This window comes from Paenibacillus sp. FSL R5-0914 (assembly GCF_038004525.1).
GTDB lineage: Bacteria > Bacillota > Bacilli > Paenibacillales > Paenibacillaceae > Paenibacillus_AQ.
In genome coordinates this window covers 2,774,561-2,795,330 of sequence record NZ_JBBORH010000001.1, presented here as the reverse complement: position 1 = coordinate 2,795,330, position 20,770 = coordinate 2,774,561, and the positions used below count along the sequence as shown (strand labels likewise).

Sequence of the window (20,770 nt, the reverse complement as noted above, 5' to 3'; positions counted from 1 at the left end):
CGAAGAAGAATCCCTGCCCTTAAGACTGTGTTCTCCTTAATCGCGACCGTAAAATTTAAAATTTTAATGATTCTTGAACAAGATATTACCGCCCTTGAAACAAGAGCGGTAATTCCTTGCAAATATTTTAGTGCATATCTCAATGAAAGATCTTTATAAATATAAACAAATTACATTGAACCGTGGAAAGTACGGTTAATTACGTCCATTTGTTGTTCGCGAGTCAACTTGATGAAGTTAACTGCATAACCGGATACTCGGATAGTCAATTGTGGATAGTTCTCTGGGTGATCCATAGCGTCCATCAGCTGTTCACGGTTAAATACGTTAACGTTCAAATGCTGAGCGTTATTATGGAAGTATCCGTCCATCATGTGTACCAGGTTAGACTTACAGGATTCATCGTCTTTACCTAGTGCCTTAGGTACGATAGAGAACGTATTGGAGATACCATCTTGTGCATCGGAGTAAGGCAGTTTGGCTACAGAGTTCAGTGAAGCCAGAGCACCTTTCTTGTCGCGTCCGTGCATTGGGTTAGCACCTGGTGCGAATGGTTCGCCTTTTTTACGTCCGTCAGGTGTTGTACCTGTCTTCTTACCGTACACTACATTCGAAGTAATGGTCAATACCGATTGAGTCGGTACAGCATCACGATATGTTTTGTGTTTACGGATCATAGACATGAAGGTTTCAACCAATTCTACTGCGATGTTGTCTACAGCATCGTCATTGTTACCGTAGCAAGGGAATTCGCCTTCAGTTTCGAAGTCAATTGCAATACCTTGTTCGTTACGGATTGGTTTAACCTTCGCGTATTTAATAGCACTCAGTGAGTCAGCTGCAACGGACAGACCAGCGATACCGCAAGCCATTGTACGCAGAATGTCGCGATCATGCAGTGCCATTTCGATACGTTCGTAAGAATATTTGTCATGCATATAGTGAATGATGTTCAAAGTGTTAACATAAGTCTTAGCCAACCACTCCATCATCGGTTTGAAACGTTTCATTACTTCGTCATAATCTAGATATTCAGAAGTGATAGCTGGGAATTCCGGTCCAACTTGTGCTCCGGATTTTTCGTCTTTACCACCATTAATAGCATACAGCAAAGCTTTTGCCAGGTTGGCACGAGCGCCGAAGAACTGCATTTGTTTACCGATACGCATTGGAGATACGCAGCATGCAATCGCATAATCTTCACCCCAGTATGGACGCATTAGATCGTCGTTTTCATACTGAATTGCACTAGTTTCGATAGAAACCTTAGCACAATATTTTTTGAAGCCTTCAGGCAATCTTTCGGACCAAAGTACAGTTAAGTTTGGTTCCGGAGCTGGACCCAAGTTGTACAGGGTGTTCAGGAAACGGAAGCTGTTCTTGGTAACACGAGTGGTTCCATCTTCAGCCATACCACCGATGGATTCAGTTACCCAAGTAGGGTCTCCAGAGAACAGGTCATTATAGTCAGGTGTACGCAAGAATTTCACGATACGCAGTTTCATTACGAAATGATCGACAATTTCTTGGACTTGTTCTTCAGTCAAAGTACCTTCTTCAATATCGCGTTCTGCATAGATGTCTAGGAAGGAAGAAACACGTCCCAGGGACATCGCTGCACCATTTTGTTCTTTAACTGCTGCCAGATATCCAAAGTATACCCATTGAGTAGCTTCTTTGAAGTTCATCGCTGGTTTGGAAATATCCATGCCGTGAGCAGCTGCCATTTCTTTCAATTCGCCCAGTGCACGAATTTGCTCGGACAGCTCTTCACGTAAACGAATTATTTCTTCTGTCATGGAGTCAACTTCAAGCTCAGCTAGTTGTTGCTTTTTGTCTTTAATCAAGAAATCAATACCGTACAGAGCTATGCGGCGGTAGTCGCCGATAATACGTCCACGGCCGTAAGCATCAGGAAGACCTGTGATAACGCCGGATTTACGCACTGCTCTCATGTCTGGTGTATATGCATCAAATACGCCTTGGTTATGCGTTTTGCGAATGTTCGTGAACATGTCAACGATGTTTTGTGGAAGCTCGAAGCCATAAGCCTTCGTAGCATCAACCATCATCTTGATCCCGCCGAACGGCTGGATGGAACGTCTGAAAGGAGCGTCAGTCTGCACGCCTACAATTTGTTCCTTGTCCTTGTCAATGTAGCCTGGAGCATGTGAAGTGATTGTGGAGACAGTATCTAGGGAAACATCCCATACGCCGCCTCTTTCTCTTTCTTCCTTGCTCAGTTGGGAAATAATCTTCCACAGTTCAGTTGTGTTACTAGTAGGACCTACGAGGAACTCTTCGTTACCTTCATAAGGCTTAATGTTACTAGCGATAAAGTTGTTAACGTCAACTTTCTTGGACCATTTACCTTTTGTAAAACTTCTCCAACCGGATTTCACTTCATTTACTTCTTTTTCAATCACCGACATGCTAAATCCCTCCATCTATATTTATTATATTTGTAGAGATCGCGGGCTTGAAGGTTGATCCCGTGTCTCGTGATCCCCAAAAAGATGTGGTTGTTCCAAATTTCACAATCAACATTTCATATGTGGGACCGTTGTTTATATAAACATTCTAGTTTATTTTCTATAAAAACACTGTGACAAATATCACCTTTCGAGTGATATTTGTCACCTTTATCTAAGTCCACAACTATCCTATTCTCTATTTAACCACTTATTAATTATCAAATCTTCCGTAGAACGCATTACGGTATACATCAGCAAGCTCAGATACCAGTGGCAGCTTAGGATTGGCAGTTGTACATTGATCTTCAAACGCACGGTCAGCCAAGTAATCTACGCGGGATTCGAAGTCCTTAGGATCAAAGCCCAGTTGTTGGAACGATTCTTCGATGCCCAATTTTTTATTCATATCGCGAATAGCATTGATCAGGCTAGTTACACCTTCTTCAGTTGTGCGAGCTGGCAATCCCAGAATACGGGCAATTTCAGCATAACGCTCATCAGCTACGAAGTGCGAATATTTAGGGAACGAAGCGAACTTCGTAGGTTTTTTAGCATTGTAGCGGATAACGTGTGGCATAAGGATCGCATTAGTACGACCATGAGCAGTGTGGTACTGTCCGCCCCATTTATGCGCCAAACTGTGGTTAATACCCAAGAATGCATTGGCAAAGGCCATACCAGCAAGTGTTGATGCGTTATGCATTTTCTCACGTGCTACTCTGTCGCCTTCCAGCGCTGATTTTTCAAGGTATTGGAATACCAGTTGGATCGCTTTAATAGCTAGGCCATCAGTATAGTCACTCGCCATAACCGATACATAAGCTTCGATAGCATGTGTCAATACGTCCATACCTGTATCAGCAACAGCAGTTTTTGGCAAGCTGTATACGAACTCTGGATCAATGATAGCCACATCTGGAGTTAACTCGTAGTCAGCCAAAGGATATTTAGTGTGCTGTTCAGTTGTTTTATCGGTAATAACTGCGAAAGATGTTACTTCCGAACCTGTACCCGAAGTAGTTGGAATAGCTACAAATTTAGCTTTGTTACCAAGTTTAGGGAATTTGTATACCCGTTTACGGATATCCATGAATTTTTGTTTCAGACCATTAAAGTCTGCGTCTGGATGTTCATAGAATAACCACATTCCTTTTGCAGCATCCATTGGGGAACCGCCGCCAAGTGCGATAATGCAGTCCGGTTGGAATCTGTTCATCATTGCAGTACCTTTTTCAACTGTAGTTGTCGATGGATCTGGTTCAACTTCAGAGAACACTTCGATAGCTACAGGGGTTTGACGTTGACGCAGGTAATGTTCAACTCTTTCAACATATCCAAGCTTAACCATCATTGGGTCAGTGATAATTGCGACACGTGTGATATCAGGCATTTTGGTCAGGTACTGAGTAGCGCCTTTTTCGAAATAGATCTTGTCAGGTACTTTAAACCATTGCATATTCACGGTACGACGATTCACCCTTTTCACGTTGATCAAATTGATTGCTGTAACGTTTTGCGACACGGAGTTACGTCCATAAGATCCGCAGCCCAGAGTCAACGAAGGGATATTAGTGTTATAGATATCGCCGATCGCACCATGTGTGGAAGGCGAGTTAACGAGAATACGTCCTGTTTGCAGACGGTTAGAGAACTTCATGATTACTTCTTCGTTGTTGGAGTGGATAGCCGAGCTATGTCCCATACCACCAAATTCAACAATTTGAGCTGCGCGTTCGATACCTTGATCTGCATTCTTAACTTTGTAGCAAGCAAGAACCGGGCTTAATTTTTCAGCGGAAAGTGGATATTTAGTGCCTACACCTTCAAGTTCTGCTACCAGAATCTTTGTGCCGGCAGGGACTTGAATGCCACACATTTCAGCAATTTTCACTGCGGATTGACCTACGATTGCTGGGTTAACCGCACATTTATCTACGTTCATTGCTCCACTAGTCAGTTTGGCAGCTTCTTCTTTATTCACAAAGTAGCAGCCATTAGCAATCATCTTTTTCTTCACTTGATCGAAGATTGGTTCTTCGATAATAACAGCTTGCTCGGAAGCACAGATCATACCATTATCAAATGTTTTAGAAAGAATGATGTCCGTTACGGCTTGATCAATATCCGCGCTCTTTTCAATGAAAGCAGGTACGTTACCAGGGCCTACGCCAAGTGCTGGTTTACCACAGCTATAAGCTGCTTTTACCATTGCAGAACCACCAGTTGCCAAGATAAGAGCAACGTCTGGGTTGTTCATCAATGCGTTTGTCTTGTCCATTGTTGGCATTTCAATCCATTGGATACAGTTCTCAGGAGCGCCAGCTTTCACGGCAGCATCATGAAGAATTTTTGCAGCAGCTGCACTACACTCTTGCGCAGATGGGTGGAAACCGAATATAATAGGGTTCCGTGTCTTAATCGAAATCAACGCTTTAAACATCGTGGTGGATGTAGGGTTGGTTACCGGTGTGATACCCATAACAATTCCGACGGGTTCAGCAATTTTTTGGAAGCTATCATAAGCGTTGTCTTCAATAACGCCTACTGTTTTATCGTATTTAATTCCGTGCCAGATATATTCAGTTGAGAAGATGTTCTTCGTAATTTTGTCTTCGTATACGCCGCGTCCAGTTTCTTCTACGGCCAATTTTGCGAGGTACATATGTTTGTCGAGTCCAGCCAACGCCATTGCATGAACGATTGTGTCAACTTGCTCTTGGTCTAGCGCCATGAACGCCTCATGCGCTTTTTTTGCTTTATCCACTAAATTCTGAATATACTCTTCAGCGGTAACTTGTTTAACTTGGGCGGCGACTTCGTTCTTAACTGCCATCTCCCTCGTCCTCCTGTCAATTTTTAGTTGTTTTTCTCTACACATTTATCTTATCACATGATTTCCACCTTGTATAGTGAAATCTTTCACAAAGTATAAAGTTTTTTTGATTTGTTTTCAAAGCGCTTTCATTCGATCATATTATAGTCTTTTTACCATATTATGTGCTATAAAACCCTTTAAATCTTAGAATTATACTTTAATAAGCAAAATTTCAGCTCCTCTTTATTCCATATATCTAAAATCAGAACACAAAAATGTATTCTCTTCATCACAGTCAATTACGATTTTCCTACACTGTAATAATTTCCAATTGATTATCACTATTTTTGAAGATTTATAAATTTATAAATCTTCACAACAAAAAACCGACCCCAAAGGGGCCGGCTTTTGCATTAAACTATTCCGCTTTAATCGTATCAAAGAATTTCTCTTGCACTGTTTTAGCTGCTGCTTCTAGCTGGCTCTTGGAATCCGTTCCTTTTTTGGAGAACAGCTCTTGAATAACATTGGACATGGTTGCGTAATAGTCCTGTGTGTTGTATTGAGCTTCAGGTTTACCATCCAAAAGTCCCATAATGTCAGGGCTATATTGGTATACATTTGTGTACTTGTCATAAACCGCTTTGGTCTTCTTACCAAACTCAGAATCAGCTGAGTAGTAGTCTAAGAGCGGCGGGATAAAGTATTTGCCATCGGTTGTACGTTGTTGAAGAATTGCATCCAGCGCTTCCAAACCTTTGTCAGAGAAATAATCAAAAGTAATGTAGCGGAATGCCATTTCTTGTTCATCTGGCGTAGCATTTGGATTAATTACTAGATAGTCACCACCAAGTACCCCTGTGTGCTTTCCGCCTTTTTCCATAGCTGGCATAGGATACGTAAGCACATCCTCAGGTTTCAGTCCACCTTGGTTCAACGCTTGCTCGATAACGCCATCAGACCCGGCCATTACCATTGCTGTACGACTTTGTTGGAACGCACCTACAGCATCGCCCCAACCAAGTGCCCAGTCCTGTGGAATCGCGTTAGCTTCCCATCTAAGTTTCTTGTAGAAATCCAGTGCTTTAACGCCAGCATCGGAATTAAATGTAGCTATAACCTTACCGCCTTCAATCTTTTGAATCTCTCCGCCAGCTTCAAACAGGAAGTTGGTCCAGTTCCAACCTGCTTCGTTCCCCTTACCCATTGGAGCAATACCGGAAATTCCTTTTTTGGCATCAGCTACACCTTTAGCCGTATTCAGCATATCATCCCAAGTCCAATCCATAGGCGGAATGGCTACGCCTTTTTCATCCAGCATTTTTTTGTTGATCATAGTGGTTGTTACATAACCTTTTTGTGTTACTCCGAAAACTTTGCCGTCGATGATAAATTGATTTTGAAGCACTGTGTTAATTTGATCTTTAAATTCATATTTGTTCCATAAATCTGTGATGTCAGCAACCCAGCCCTTTTCAACCAGGAATTTAGCTTCTGTAGCAAAAGTATTAAAGAAGGTTGGTGCTTCATTCGCAGCCATCTTAATTCCGATTTCACTTACATTGTACTGCCAGTCATCTTTAACGATTTCTACGTTCGGATATACCTCTTGGAAACGTTTGATTTTGTCGTCTTCCTGTGCTCTTATTTCAGTTAAGTCAGGTGTTGGATAGTGAATCTTGATCGTCACTTTTCTTTGAGTAATGTCATCCACTGGTGCATCTGTAGCGGTTGCTGTATTATCCGTTACCGCATTTGTTGGCGCAGTAGATGCTTCCCCGCCTTTGTTCCCCGCTGTGTTTCCGTTATTGTTGCCGCTGCAAGCAGACAGCAACGATCCGGCTACAAGTACGCTTAGTAGAACGCTAGAGTACTTACGCATTGAAACTCCCCTTTTCAATTCATAATTATCTTACATATCGATCATAAATTAGAAACCGTTTACAAACGAGGTGCATTTATATTCCTTTCATGTGCATGTTTACGATCCATGGTTAAATTCGTCGATAATTGCTTATCCTTTCACTGCCGACAAAGCAACCCCACGCATAATGAATTTCTGGAAAATCAAGAAGACAATGATTGGAGGCAAGGATACTATAAACAGGATTGCAAATTTAATATTAGTATTGAGTGCCTTCACATTAATAACGTATTTATAAATGGCTGTCGCAAGCGTATATTTCTCTTCACTGTGCATAACCAGAGATGGCCAGAACCAGTCATTCCATGCAGTAGAAAAGATAAAGATCGCTAATGTAGCAAAAATCGGAATGGATAGTGGCACGGCAATGGAGAAAAAGCTTCTCGGCTCAGAGGCCCCATCAATTCGTGCTGCTTCAAAGATTTCCGGGTGAATTCCGTCAAAAAAGTTCTTTAACAATAGAAAGTAGAAAGTGTTCGCACCCGCTGGCAACCAGAAAGCCGCATACTGATTCAGCAATCCGAGCTCCTTCAAATTGACAAAGTTCGGGATCATGTAACTGGTAGCCGGAATAAACAATGTCATCAGAAAGAAGAAGTAAATAGCTCTTTTGTAAGGAACATTCATACGAGAAATACTAAATGCTGACATTCCCAATACGACAAGCGTCACGACCATATTCCCTAAAAAGATATAAATGGTGTTTCTAAGGAACATGGGTAGATCAATGTAATTCATCGCATCTTTAAGATTACTGAAGTGCCATTCCTGAGGGAAAAAATGCGGCGGGAATGAATTCACTTCTTGATTCGACTTCAACCCGTTGAATAACGTCATACAAATCGGGTACAGCATGCTAAAAACCATAACCAAAATGACTACGCACATCAAGCCATAAACAATCTTATTACTTGTTTTTTTCAAATCGTGTTCTGAAAGAATTCCTCTATCTGCGCTTTTCATCTTAGTAGTCCTCCTTGTTAAGCTTGAACTGTAAAATGCCCAAACCACCTAGGACAATGAACATTAACATGCCAAGCGCAGTAGCTGTTCCATAATCGAGTCTTGTAAATGCATATTTCACGATCAACAGCGCATAGGTAAGCGTAGTATTATTTGGACCGCCATCAAGCAGCGCCATCTGTGACTGATACCCTTGTGAAGTACCAATAATTTGCAGGATCAGCATCAAAAAGATTAAATTACGCAGTGAAGGCAATGTGATGTACTTTATACGTGCCCATATACCTGCTCCATCAATCTCAGCGGCTTCATACCAATCTCTTGGAATGCTGAGTACAGCAGCTAAGTATATTAGCATCCCTGATCCGAACTGCTGCCATGTTTCCATAAACACAAGGGAAATCATCGACCATCTTGTATCTGTTAAGAAGGCAACCTGATCCACACCCATTGTGCCTAGTAACGCATTAATCGGGCCCACCGGATCATAAAGCCATCTCCACAATCCATAGAGAACCACACCAGGCATTACGAAAGGAAGGTAAGCCGCTACACGTACAAAGCCCCCAAACTTTCTCAGCTCCGAGATCATGATGGCAAAAGCAATCGGAACCCAAAAACCGATAATAAGACATAGAAACATGTAATACCCAGTGTTCTTTAATGCGGTCAAAACATCTGGATCACTAAGTGCTCTACTGTAGTTCTCAAAGCCTACAAAGCTGTTCCCTTTCACAAAATCAACATGGTAGAAGCTGTACAGTAAGCCCTTAAAAATTGGAACCCACAAGAACATAATAAAAATAATTACGGCAGGTACGAGGAACATATATCCCCAAAAGTTTTTCTTCCAGCGGTTTTGCTTGTACGGTGTCCCCTTCAGCGTCGCCGGGTTTTCGGTTACAACTGCGGTTTGATTCATCAGGCTCCCTCATTCCATTGTTCTATCAGCATTTTTCGCAAAATGCTTCCTACCTTAAATTGTAGGAAATGAGGGTTGTACTGAACATGTCTATATCTACCGAAGTCATGAGTGTTTTTACTTCTTCAATTCGCTGGGGCTAATCCCATAATATTTTTTGAAAATTTTACTAAAATGCTCGGGCGATTCATAACCCACACGTTCCGCAATTTCGTATCTGCGAAGATCGGTATTCAAAATCATCTCCCGACTTTCTTCCATCCGGAGCTTAATTACATATTCCCACAGGTTATAACCTGTATTTTTCTTAAATAGGTAACTCAAATAATTGGGGCTAACATGATTCTTTTTAGCCACATCGTGAATCGTCAGTCCTTTTTGCGCATAGTTCTCGTCAATATATTCTTTTGCTTTTTGTACGATCAGATTGCTATGCGTATGAAGTTCTTCTACAGAAGGATCACTCGTGTAACTGTTCCAGTTGAAATCCCCATAATAGAACACGTAATGGTCACTATGCTCATTATTCCAGAGAATTGCATTAGAGGCCTGACGGTTCAACACGGCCATAAACGAAAGCCCCTTTAAAATCTGGCTAATGCCAATGACCACATTCAGATGTAAATACTTATGGATATTAAAATGAAGACTGCGACCAAGTATATCTAGCCTGTTGATTTGGCCGGCAGAAGAATCCTCATAGCTTTTTTCATCCCATTGAATAATGATCGTAATTTCTCCATCCGGCGCATAAAAGGCTATCGAGTTCCATTCCTGATCCATTAATTCTTTGGCAATGTTCAGCGCAGCATAACAAAGAAGCCGTCTGTCCCGAATAGTATACTGCTTCTCCTGGTTTACTCCAGTCAGTGGTACCTTAAGTTTTAAGACGGAAAAATACGGCCCTTGTAGCTTCAGGTTATCCAGCTTCAGCAGGTTATCTCCTTCAGCTAGTACAACCCCAGGGTCAATGAGCAATTCGTTCAAGAGCTTGCTATATTCCGGCAGCGGCTCTTCCAGTCGAAAGCTTTCGTTAATTCCAGACATGAAGACATCTAGTTCTGGTGAGGGCTTCCCCATCTTAAGGAGCACATTTCGGACCGAATCCAAAAACTGCTCACTATTCAAAGGCTTGATTAAATAATCCTTTGCCCCGAGCCTAACAGCCATTTGAGCATATTGAAACGTCTCATGAGCAGAAATCACGATGGTCTGTACCCATGGTTTGGCTAGTTTGGCATGCTGCATCAAATCAATTCCACTCATCGCACCCATCTGTATGTCCGTAACGAGCAGATCAATTTCCTCCATACGTATACAGTCTAGTGCTTCAAATCCGCTATTAGCTGTATAGATATTAGAAATATCCAGCCCGGATGAAGCTAATAAATTGCTCAATCCTTTACAAATCAATGGTTCGTCATCCACAACCAATATATTGAACATATCTGCATGCTCCCCTTCCTTAGTCCTGATTCTCCGATTTCGGAAGCTTAACTGTTACTAGCGTTCCGCCTTCTGTACGAGGGGTATAGCTGATGCCATAATCAGAGCCAAAATGTAAATGAATACGCTGGTTAATATTGCGGATACCATAACCGCTAGTGGGATTGGGGCTTTCATCATTCAATACAGCTTCTATGGCTTCATAGTCAACAGACTTATAGCCGTTATCTTCAATAGAGATCCTAACGGTTTCATCCTCACATACTGCTGTGATGGTGATCTCACCATCCTCGCCCATATTTTTAACCCCATGAATAATAGCATTTTCTATTAATGGCTGCAGCGTGATTTTTGGAATTAGGTTGCTTTTCGTATCCGGGTGAATATTCATCACAACTTGAAATACATAATCATAACGGTGCTGCTGTAGCTTGATATAGGCCGTTGCATGCTCCAGCTCTTCTTCAAGGCTGATCAGCTCCCTTCCCCGACTAAGACTGATCTTCATTAGTTTGGACAATTCCTTGATCATCTCGGCGGATTCGACATTTCCTTCTAAAGAGCTTTTCCAATAAATGCTCTCTAGGGTGTTGTAAAGCAAATGAGGGTTGATTTGTTGATATAGAAGTTGAAGCTGGGATTCCTTCTGTTTAAGCTCCATCTGATATTTGTATGTGATTAATCCGTTCAGCCTTCGGGCCATATCATAAGTAGAAGCAATCAGCACACTGACCTCATCGTTACTCCCCCTCCGTGGTGTCTCTGGAACTCGATTACCCGGCTCGTATTTTCGCACGAAAAAAGCCAGCTTTTGCAAAGGAGTCATTAATGAACGCCAGAAGTACGTAATCATAATTAGTCCAAATACTGCATAAGCCACGGTGATATATTGAATAACACTTTTCATTTCGTTCTGTTGCTGCAGTAGCGCCTTTACCGGAACTTTGTAGACCAGTTTTTGTCCAAGCGCATGGTTATTGTTAACCACATAGATAAAATCGGAGGTAATCACATCCACAGTACCTTCCAGATCCTCGGCAACAACCGTCTCCGGCAACGCAATTACTTCTCCAGTATTATTCGTAGTAGAGGCGAGAACACGGTTGTTTAAGTCTGTTAAGTAAATTTCGCCGTCAGGCAAAGATATCGATTTGAGAGATTCTCCAATTTTAGAGTCCATTTTGGTGATGACTAAAACCCCTATAGTCTCCGCTTTTCTGGAAATGTTGTTTACAGCTCTCATGTAAGTAAGTGTCTTTAAATTCTCCGCTTGAGCGCTTAGCCTCTCCGTGAACTTCAGTGAGCCGCGTCCTTTCTTCTGAACAACCTCCTCAAACCAGTAAGGCTCTTCGGCTTTAGAAAAGAAATAAACTCCCGCCTTCTTAACCTGTGGAAAATTGGGAGCAAAAAAGTAATAATCATTCGGATCGTATATATAAAGGGAGTAATAGATGCCATCACCACGTTCAGCCCCCTGAGAGTAACTGAGCAACAGCTTCTCTATTGTCTCATATCGTTTGACCCGCTCCAGTATGGTATCCGAGCCAGTCATATTCATTTGCTGAATCAGAGGATTTTGAATCACGGTGGTAGTGATTTTATTTACTGTATCGATATCCCGATTAATGATCGTAAAGTTCTGCTTGTTCAATTCCACATATGCATTCGTAACATGGCGCTTCAGTATTTGTTCTGCCTTCAAATTCCCATATATGTTCAAAAAGAAAATAGGAGAAATCATAATCAGGAATAGTAGGATGAGCTGCTGCTTGACGCTCAGCTTTCGAATCAATCTAATCAGCCTAGACAACACTATAGTCACACCTCCGGGTTAAATAACTATATCAAAGGGATAAACGCTTACATATGTTCATTTTAAAGTTTTTTATGGTCATTTGTATGTAGTTTTTTTCTGTTGTGCGGATTATAAGAGCATGTGATATAGACGTCACTGCGTGGAGCGTTTGGGCTTACGATCGCTGTTATCCTCAGATTTCCTGATTTTATACCGCTTGGCGGTAGAAATCCGAGGATAAAGGCGACCACTTCGTTTCTCCAGCTCCAAACCTCCACTCCGCAACTCCATCACCGGAATTCTTAAAAACCGAAAACAGAAAAAAGGGAGGGAGAGTGAAGGCCACTGCGTGGGGCTATGAGAGGTATTATTCGCCTCTGTTTTACACTGTTGTGGGCTTCACATTTATTGAGCCTTTGGATGAGCGATTGGATTACCCAATGAGCGACATTACTACTTGGTGTGCGCAGTTGTAATTGATAGCTGAATACACAGCGTGAGCACAGGAATTTAAAGCAAAAAAAGACCGACCCCACAGTAGCATCAGCTACTTTGGAGTCGGTCACCTTTTTATTTAACTCAACAACTCATACAATCCTTTTACAACCATATCGGCTTCCTTCAGCACTTCCGGCTTACCTATGCCTACTACCTTCATACCTGCAGCCTTACCTGCTTGAACGCCCGCTTCCGCATCCTCAAACACGACACATTCGTCCGGCTGTAAGCCTAGCTCCTGACCAGCGATCAAGAATACCTCCGGGTCCGGTTTGGCAAGTGACACTTTGTTACCGTCAACTACGGCATCGAACAGATCCGTAATGTTCAGCTTATTCAAAATAAACTCTGCATTCTTACTAGCTGAACCTAACGCAATTCCAATTCCGCGCGTTCTCAGTCCAGTTAAGTATTCTTTGACCCCAGGAAGCAGTTCCGACTCCTCAAGCTTAGAGATGTACTCTACATATAAGCGATTCTTCTTCTCCGCCATCGCAAGCTTCTCCGCTTCTTCAAATTGTAGGCCACCAACTTCCAGAAGGATATCGAGCGATCTCATCCGGCTCACGCCCTTAAGACGTTCGTTATCCTCCTCTGTAAATGTAAAGCCTAGCTCGTCAGCAAGACTCGCCCAAGCCAAATAATGATATTTGGCCGTATCTACGATAACACCGTCCAGATCGAAAATGGCACCCTTCATATTTTGCAACATGGATTTACTTCCTCTCCGTTGTTAGTTAATGTCTATACTGTTGCTTCAGCCAAGGTTAGCCGCAAGCTCTCACCTGCACCACAGGACTTTCCTTCTCCCCCTTGTACCGAGAACACCAGAGTCCCGCTGTAGTCAGCTGCTGTGGTAACTGTAACTTCATCCTTGCTGATCCGCAGTTTAAAGGTATCTCCCCGAAGCGTAACCGGAAGCTCAACAGACTGCCAATGTTTAGGCAGTGAAGGTTTGATATGGACAGTTCCCCCATCATAATCCAACCCTGCAAAACCAAGCACCGCAGCCATCCAAGCACCACCGTTAGCGGCTGGGTGGGTACCACCGATATAAAGATCGCCTACGTACTGCTTAGATTCTCCCGTGAGATCAACAGTAGCCGTGCGCATAAAATATGGATATCCCCAATCAGGCGAACCAATATCGGCAGCTACCAAAGCGTAGATACAAGGACTAAGACTTGACCCATGCTCGGTGCGCGGTTCGTAGAATTCCCAGTTCGCTTGTTTCACTTCCTTGGTGAAGGAATGTTTGAATAAATTTAACATCAATACGACATCCGCTTGCTTCAGTATTGTTGTGGTTGTGGCTAATCCATTACCGCCACCCAAATACTCATTTTTGTTGAGTACACGGGATTTCAAATCTGGCAGCCTAACATCTTCTAAGGTGAAGTAACGGTCGAATTGTTCGATGACAAGACTGGCAGGGTCTGGCTGCGGAACATAGAAGCTATCCAGCATAGCTTTGAACTCTGTCAGAAACGGACCTTCGCTAAACTCTGTAGAGAGTTGATTGTACACTTCCGGATACTTATCTTGCAGCAATTCTGCTGTGCGCAAGGCAATCTCCAGTGTCTCCTTAACCAGAGCATTCGTAAAAGCATTATTGTTCACACGCTCATGATATTCATCTGGACCTGTTACATCTAGAATCTCGAAGCGTTCTTTTACTGAATTATAGTAAGCATAAGAGTAGAAGAACCGGGCACATTCCCAGATCACTTCCGCCCCTCCGCTAGTCAGCAGACTCTCGTCACCTGTAAATTGAACGTATTTCCAGATCCCATGTACAACATCCCCACTGATATGAACCTGCTTATCACGGAAATAAGTCCGCATTGGTCGACCGGTAAATACATCATTCACATTAAACAGTGTACAAGCATCGTCTCCTGTATCCTGACTTTCCCAAGCATAGAATGCTCCCAAAAAACCATATTCCGCGGCTTTCCGGCGAGCTCCGTCCAAGGTATGAATCCGGTACATCATCAGGTTGCGAGCAACCGTTGGATCAGTATGCAGGAAGAAAGGCAACATAAACATCTCCGTATCCCAGAATACGGCCCCTTTATAGACCTGACCCGATAAACCTCGAGCCGGGATAGAAACCTTTTCCGAAACTGTAGGTGCAATAATTAACAGCTGATAAATACTGTATCTTAGAGCAAACTGGGCATCCTCATCGCCTTCGATAATGACATCGCTAAGTGACCATCTTTCTTCCCATTGCTGGCGATGAGCCTTTAATAACTCGTCATAATCGAGCGCTTCAGCAGCTAGGACAGACTTTACTGCTTCTGACTCCGGCACACTAACATCAAGTCCAGTATATACCGCAACGTACTTAAACCATTCATAGGTCTCACCCGCACGCGCTTCAAAAGAAATCCGGCGAATACTAGCGCCCTCATCCAGTTGCTGATCTCCGAAATTAAATACGGCTCTCTCCGCCACAACTACCGGAATGTTCAATTCTCCACTAGTGGAGGAAGAGACTAGTACCTCACCCTGTGACTTTACTTTTTGACCATAGAGGTGGGGACCATTGATATCCCATACATCTACGTCAATCCCGGTCTCAATCACAATTTGGCAGTCCTGTGTACTATGGATAGAGTATTTACTAACGAGCAGGTGAAGATTGTCCTGGCTTACGAAACGATCTGCTGTAAATGTCAACATCCCACCATCAGATAGACTATAACCAGTGCTCCGATGATGAATGGCACTACGAATATTCAGCTCCTGAACATGAGAGCTCGGTTCTTGCTCTAGCACACTTAAAGGTTGACCGTTGCAGACAATCTTGGTCCATAATCCATTAGGAGCATTGACAGGTTCTCTCCACTTATCTCCCGCTTTGTCATATAGACCAGCTAAAGTTACGGCAACTAACTCAGTTTTACCGAATTCCTCAAGTGTCCCGCGATATCCCATATAGCCATTGCCTAACATATATTTGTTCCCGTTCGTCGTCACAAGTAGCTTTTCAAAACAGCTATCCCTAACCGCCCAGCTCATCGAGCCAACATCCCTTCACCTAGCGGAAGCGTCGTCCCGGATGCGTCCACCGTAATTGACTGCCCATACACTGTAATATCAGTGCTACCCCCATTAATTGCGGTGAGCGTTACTGAAGTCTTGTTGACCAAAATACGTAGTAATACCCCTTCATACATCACTTGGAAGCTATACTCGTTCCAGCGCTCCGGCAATGAAGGCTGGAAGGACAAACGATCCCCATCTGAACGCATACCTCCAAAGCCATACACAATATTCATCCAAGCGGCTGCAATCGAAGTCGTGTGCAATCCTTCGCGTGTGTTACGGTTGTAATTGTCTAAATCCAGTCTTGTCGCAAATTCAAAGAACGAATAGGCTTCTTCTGGCTTACCGATTTCACTTGCCAGTATGGAATGGATCGAAGGTGAAAGTGAAGACTCATGAATACATCTAGACTCGTAATATTCATAGTTAGCAAGCTTCGCTTCTTTAGAGAATTGTCCATTATATAAGAACATAAACATGAGAACATCCGGTTGCTTAATCATGTCATAACGGTACAATCGATCATACGACCAGTTCGAGTAGAGCGGAAACTCTGTTACAGGAATGGAATGAATATCAATATGTGGCATATCGAAGAATCCATCATGCTCCTCAAATACTCCTGTCACTTCGTCAACCGGAATCTTCATATTGTCTGCTTTATTTTTCCAATCGCTAAGCTCTTCGTCACGGAGTCCCGTCTTTTCCGCAACCATTGCAAAAGCCTCTGGTGCCTGTTCTTTCATTTCACTCAGGGTGTCTAAGGTGTATTCAAATGATTTTTGGGCCATCAAATTAATATAGCAGTTATTATTCACCATCAATTGGAACTCATCAGGACCCATTACGCCAAAATATCCATATTTCCCGCTCTGTTGACCCCATTGACCGCGTGTAGCATAGAATCTACTGATCTGGATCAGCATTTCAGTGCCTTTACTGTGCAGGAATTCTTTATCCCCAGTATTTTTAACATAATGCCAGATACCATAGGAAATAGCAGTCCCTACATGAAGCTGAAGATTCGAATGCTGCCAGAGATCACAGCTTTCAGTTCCGTCTATTGTAGCAATAGGGTAGCAAGCGCCATCGCAATCAACATCTTTAGCACGTTGCATAGCCTGAGGTAATGTCTTATATCTAAAGTCCAGTAAACTCCGTGCAGCCTTAGGATTATTAAACATATAGAATGGTAAGCAATACGACTCTGTATCCCAAAACGCCAAACCACGATACACTTCTCCCGTCAATCCTTTAGCGCCGATGTTGAACCCAGGATGATCACCATGATAAGTCTGATAAAGCTGGAAAATGCAAAAACGAATGCCCTGCTGATTCTCAGGATCGCCCTCGATCCGAATATCACTTGTCTCCCAGATTCCATTCCAATATGCCGTCTGATCCGCGAATATTTGAGTATCGCTCAGTTGGCTTGCACTTTCAGCAAGAGCTATCCCTTTGCTCCACAGCTCTTCAGCTGTATGGGCAGATTCACTATCCGAACAGTTGATAACCAGCTTTGTAAAATGGGTCTCTTTTCCCTGAGCAAGATCCATAGTAAAGCTTTGTCCAATAAATTTATCATGTTCAACTCGCGTAAGCTGAAGCGGCTGTGAAGATTGTAACGAAAAGCTAGAGAATAGCTTGTTAGCTGTATTCACTGTTCTCGCCATAATAGCTGTGGTAGATCCTTGTTCTCCACTGCGGAGACTACTCCACATACATTCGCCGCGTTCCTCATGAATAATGCTGAAATCAAGACCTGCACAAATGTCCACGCTGCCCGAGAAATTAAGGGGCTCAAATTCCACCCGCTGTAGTCCCAGATGAGACATCGTCATACTTACCAAGCGTGTAAAGACAACTTTTAAGCTTTTCCCATCATCTAGGTGCCAGATTAGCTCCCGCCGATAAGTCCCACTACGAAGATCCAGTTTGCGCACATAATCTGATATTTTACTTTTTGCCAGATCAAGCTGTTCACCATTCACAGTGATCCGCGTATACAGCCAGTCCACCGCATTTACCATATATCTCAGCGAGCGAATAATCCCTTTATAATGATTGCCAATGTCCAATTGTTCATTTAACCCGTTGAAATAACTGCCTTGCAGGGAATCCCCAGAGTAACCTTCCTCAGCATACCCCCGCACACCCATATACTCATTTCCTAGTGAAAAAATAGATTCCGAGGTCCGATTTCGTTCTGGATCAAAGCCCTCTTCAATAATTGCCCAAGGATCTACCTTAAGATATTTGTCAGCCACTTTAGCCATGTATGATTTCCCCTTCTCCTGGTTTTTGCTCCATTCTCAGGATATCGTTCCATACCCGTTGCGCCAATGTCTGACCTTAATGAAGATGTGTGCGTTTATACGGAGTTGAAATCGAACGGATTTCTATATCATGAATTTTTGCAGTATAATATGTAGAATCTAATAAGAACAAAAAAAACAGCAACAGACCCATTATTTGAGAATAATGGATTGCCACTGCGGATATATAAAGAACATATACTTCTTACTCCTTTTTAGTTAAAAATCATATTACATCTTGCACTTTTGAAGTGAAAATAATCACAATGTTGAAAATTCGACACTTTTAAATGGTTTTTCTTAACCAAATCGAAGATTTTAGAGGTATAATTAATTTAAAATTTACTGAAAAACTGAGGGAATAAAGGGGATGTCGATTATGCTAAAAGAACATTACAATGTCATCGAAGCCCACGGAAATACAAACTGTTTCTCCGAACAGAATTTCAACAGACTTCTTGTTACTATGAAAGAACGCGTTGTTCCAGAGGGTTCACATCTTTTCTGGGAAGGCGACTACTCGGATAAATTGTTTTATATCAAACGTGGACGTGTGAAATTAACTAAATCAACGGATGAAGGTAAAGAACTTATTCTTTATATGTACCAAGCCGGCGATATGGTAGGTCAAGCGGACCCATTCTTCAGCACCAAGCACAGCTTTACTGCAGAAGTGATTGAAGAAAGTGAAGTTGGCGTTATCGAGCAAAAGGATTTAGAAATTCTCATTTGCCAACATTGTGATTTTGCCATCGACTTTATGAAATGGATGGGCATTCATCACCGTCTAACTCAAACGAAATTCCGTGATCTGATGATGTATGGCAAACCAGGCGCACTTTGCTCCACTCTCATTCGACTTGGTAATACTTATGGTGAGAAGAGCAGCGATGGTGAGAACATCCTCATCAACAAAAAAATTACGCATACAGATCTGTCCAACATGATCGGTGCCACTCGTGAGAGTGTAAACCGGATGCTGAGTGACTTGCGTAAAAAAGACGCGGTTGAGTACGAGAACGGTATGATTGTCATCAAGGATCTTGGCATGCTGCAGGAAATTTGCCACTGCGAAATGTGTCCAAACGAGATCTGCCGAATTTAATTCCATTATAATGTACCCTCTATTCTCCTCAATGAAACATACATGACCCAATTATTCTGCACATTATAAAATAGAGTGGTCAAAGGCGCCTAACATAGGCGTCTTTTTTTATCCCACAAGACAAGCAAAAACGCCTTCGGCGTCCCTAATGGACGGTAAGCGTTTATGCGAGAAATATAAGGATAATTTATAGCGTGAAACTTATACTTTCTTATATTTAGAAAAAGAGCTGAACCCGAAATTAGGTCAGCCCTATAACCATAAATATACTCTTAACGCTTGATCTGAGTACCACGCACGGGAGAGATCATCCAGTAGGCCATGCCGACGAATACGCCACCGCCAATTATATTCCCTAACGTAACGGGTATCATATTGTGTACCCATCCGGCAATTGTAACGGTGTCCGGGTGATTCGGGAGCAACACAGCAACACTCAGCAGCGTCATATTAGCCACACTGTGCTCATATCCACTCGCAATAAAGGCAAACAAACACCACCAGATTAGAACCAGCTTCGCAGTTTCACTTTTAGCGCGTGAGGCCATCCATAGCGCTAGACAGACCAGCCAGTTACATAGAATTCCACGGAAAAATAGCTCCGAAAACGGAAGGCTCATTTTCTTGGCTGCAGCCGCAAAGATCAGATGCTCTGGGGGAGCCGCGCTGAATAGTCCAGTTCCTCGAATCAAAAGTGCTAAAATCACTGCCCCTACCACATTCCCTACAAACACAAGCACCCAGTTCTTGACAGTATCCCAGATACTTGTTCTACCAGCTAGTGTACTAACCGTAAAGAACATATTATTTCCGGTAAACAGCTCTGAGCCTGCAAACACAACAAGAGTCAAGGCAATACCGAAGGATGCACCCATAATGAGGGGTTGGAAAGGCGATTTGGCAGCCGCTAGAGGCGCTCCCAGCGAAAAAATAAGGATAATCCCAATGCCTACATATGCTCCTGCCAAAAGGGCTGCTAGAAAATATCTTGGTAAACTTTCATTCATTTGGTCTCGCTTGCTGACTGCCGCCTCGACAATGTTTTCCACACTTTGAGTAAACATAGTACTCCACCCCACCGTTTTCTATTTCATCCTTTACTACAAGCTTCGGTGTCTACAAGCTCACTGTCACAATGTCTCCGACAAGGGAGACTGGATAAGTCATAACGATACCTTGATCCGGTGCCTGAACTTCACCCGTGCGAAGATCTATTTTCCAATCATACAGTGGATCATAAAGAAAGTGACCCGAAACGATCCCTTCCGCAAGCGGCCCCCCTTTTGGATGAGGGCTCCGATTCTCAAGTGCATAGATCGCTCCGTCAGAGGTACGAAATACAGCCAGCTCCACATTTCCAGCAATCACCACACGGCCAATCTGCAGCAGGAAATCCTGTACTGATCCTATTGGATACGTTTGTGTTGTCTTATTCATTGGTCTCTCCCCTTCTGTGTGC

General features: G+C 42.8%; 13 protein-coding genes. 1 reads left to right on the top strand and 12 read right to left on the bottom strand.

Annotated features, from left to right (window positions below):
- Positions 1 to 170: 170 nt before the first annotated feature.
- The 10 genes from pflB to MKX60_RS12185 all read right to left on the bottom strand — a co-directional run bounded on the left by pflB (position 171) and on the right by MKX60_RS12185 (position 18,167).
- Positions 171 to 2,432 carry a formate C-acetyltransferase gene (gene pflB, locus MKX60_RS12230; RefSeq protein WP_341059947.1) on the bottom strand — a complete coding sequence of 754 codons (2,262 nt, stop codon included), beginning with the start codon at positions 2,430 to 2,432 and terminating at the stop codon, positions 171 to 173.
- Positions 2,433 to 2,685: 253 nt separating this feature from the next.
- Positions 2,686 to 5,307 carry a bifunctional acetaldehyde-CoA/alcohol dehydrogenase gene (gene adhE / locus MKX60_RS12225; protein ID WP_042129885.1) on the bottom strand — a complete coding sequence of 874 codons (2,622 nt, stop codon included), beginning with the start codon at positions 5,305 to 5,307 and terminating at the stop codon, positions 2,686 to 2,688.
- Positions 5,308 to 5,707: 400 nt separating this feature from the next.
- Positions 5,708 to 7,171 carry an ABC transporter substrate-binding protein gene (locus tag MKX60_RS12220; protein WP_341059945.1) on the bottom strand — a complete coding sequence of 488 codons (1,464 nt, stop codon included), beginning with the start codon at positions 7,169 to 7,171 and terminating at the stop codon, positions 5,708 to 5,710.
- Between the two features lie 132 nt (positions 7,172 to 7,303).
- A complete protein-coding gene (locus MKX60_RS12215; protein WP_042190530.1) occupies positions 7,304 to 8,176 on the bottom strand; it encodes a carbohydrate ABC transporter permease in 873 nt (290 codons plus the stop codon).
- A gap of 1 nt (position 8,177) precedes the next feature.
- Complete coding sequence (locus MKX60_RS12210) at positions 8,178 to 9,098, bottom strand: carbohydrate ABC transporter permease (RefSeq protein WP_042129891.1); 921 nt, start codon at positions 9,096 to 9,098, stop codon at positions 8,178 to 8,180.
- 117 nt (positions 9,099 to 9,215) lie between these two features.
- Positions 9,216 to 10,544 (bottom strand): response regulator, encoded by a 1,329-nt coding sequence (locus MKX60_RS12205; RefSeq protein ID WP_042190532.1) that lies wholly within the window; start codon positions 10,542 to 10,544, stop codon positions 9,216 to 9,218.
- 19 nt (positions 10,545 to 10,563) lie between these two features.
- Entirely contained in the window at positions 10,564 to 12,357 is a 1,794-nt protein-coding gene (locus MKX60_RS12200; RefSeq protein ID WP_445670750.1) for a cache domain-containing sensor histidine kinase, read from the bottom strand.
- Positions 12,358 to 12,913: 556 nt separating this feature from the next.
- On the bottom strand, positions 12,914 to 13,549 hold the full coding sequence (gene pgmB, locus MKX60_RS12195) for a beta-phosphoglucomutase (protein ID WP_076300843.1): 636 nt from the start codon (positions 13,547 to 13,549) through the stop codon (positions 12,914 to 12,916).
- A 32-nt stretch (positions 13,550 to 13,581) separates the two neighbouring features.
- Positions 13,582 to 15,864, bottom strand: coding sequence for a glycosyl hydrolase family 65 protein (locus MKX60_RS12190; protein WP_341059943.1), 2,283 nt, complete (start codon positions 15,862 to 15,864; stop codon positions 13,582 to 13,584).
- A complete protein-coding gene (locus MKX60_RS12185) occupies positions 15,861 to 18,167 on the bottom strand; it encodes a glycoside hydrolase family 65 protein (RefSeq protein WP_341059940.1) in 2,307 nt (768 codons plus the stop codon). The genes MKX60_RS12190 and MKX60_RS12185 overlap by 4 nt, the downstream gene beginning before the upstream one ends.
- Positions 18,168 to 18,585: 418 nt before the next feature.
- Between MKX60_RS12185 and MKX60_RS12180 the strand changes: the two genes are divergently transcribed.
- Entirely contained in the window at positions 18,586 to 19,311 is a 726-nt protein-coding gene (locus MKX60_RS12180) for a Crp/Fnr family transcriptional regulator (RefSeq protein ID WP_042129903.1), read from the top strand.
- Positions 19,312 to 19,583: 272 nt separating this feature from the next.
- On the opposite strand, the gene MKX60_RS12175 is transcribed toward MKX60_RS12180, so the two are convergent.
- Together MKX60_RS12175 and MKX60_RS12170 are read right to left on the bottom strand one after the other, a co-directional pair.
- Positions 19,584 to 20,375 (bottom strand): formate/nitrite transporter family protein, encoded by a 792-nt coding sequence (locus tag MKX60_RS12175; RefSeq protein WP_076284451.1) that lies wholly within the window; start codon positions 20,373 to 20,375, stop codon positions 19,584 to 19,586.
- 52 nt (positions 20,376 to 20,427) lie between these two features.
- Complete coding sequence (locus MKX60_RS12170; RefSeq protein ID WP_042190549.1) at positions 20,428 to 20,748, bottom strand: nitrite reductase (NAD(P)H) small subunit; 321 nt, start codon at positions 20,746 to 20,748, stop codon at positions 20,428 to 20,430.
- Positions 20,749 to 20,770: the final 22 nt, after the last annotated feature.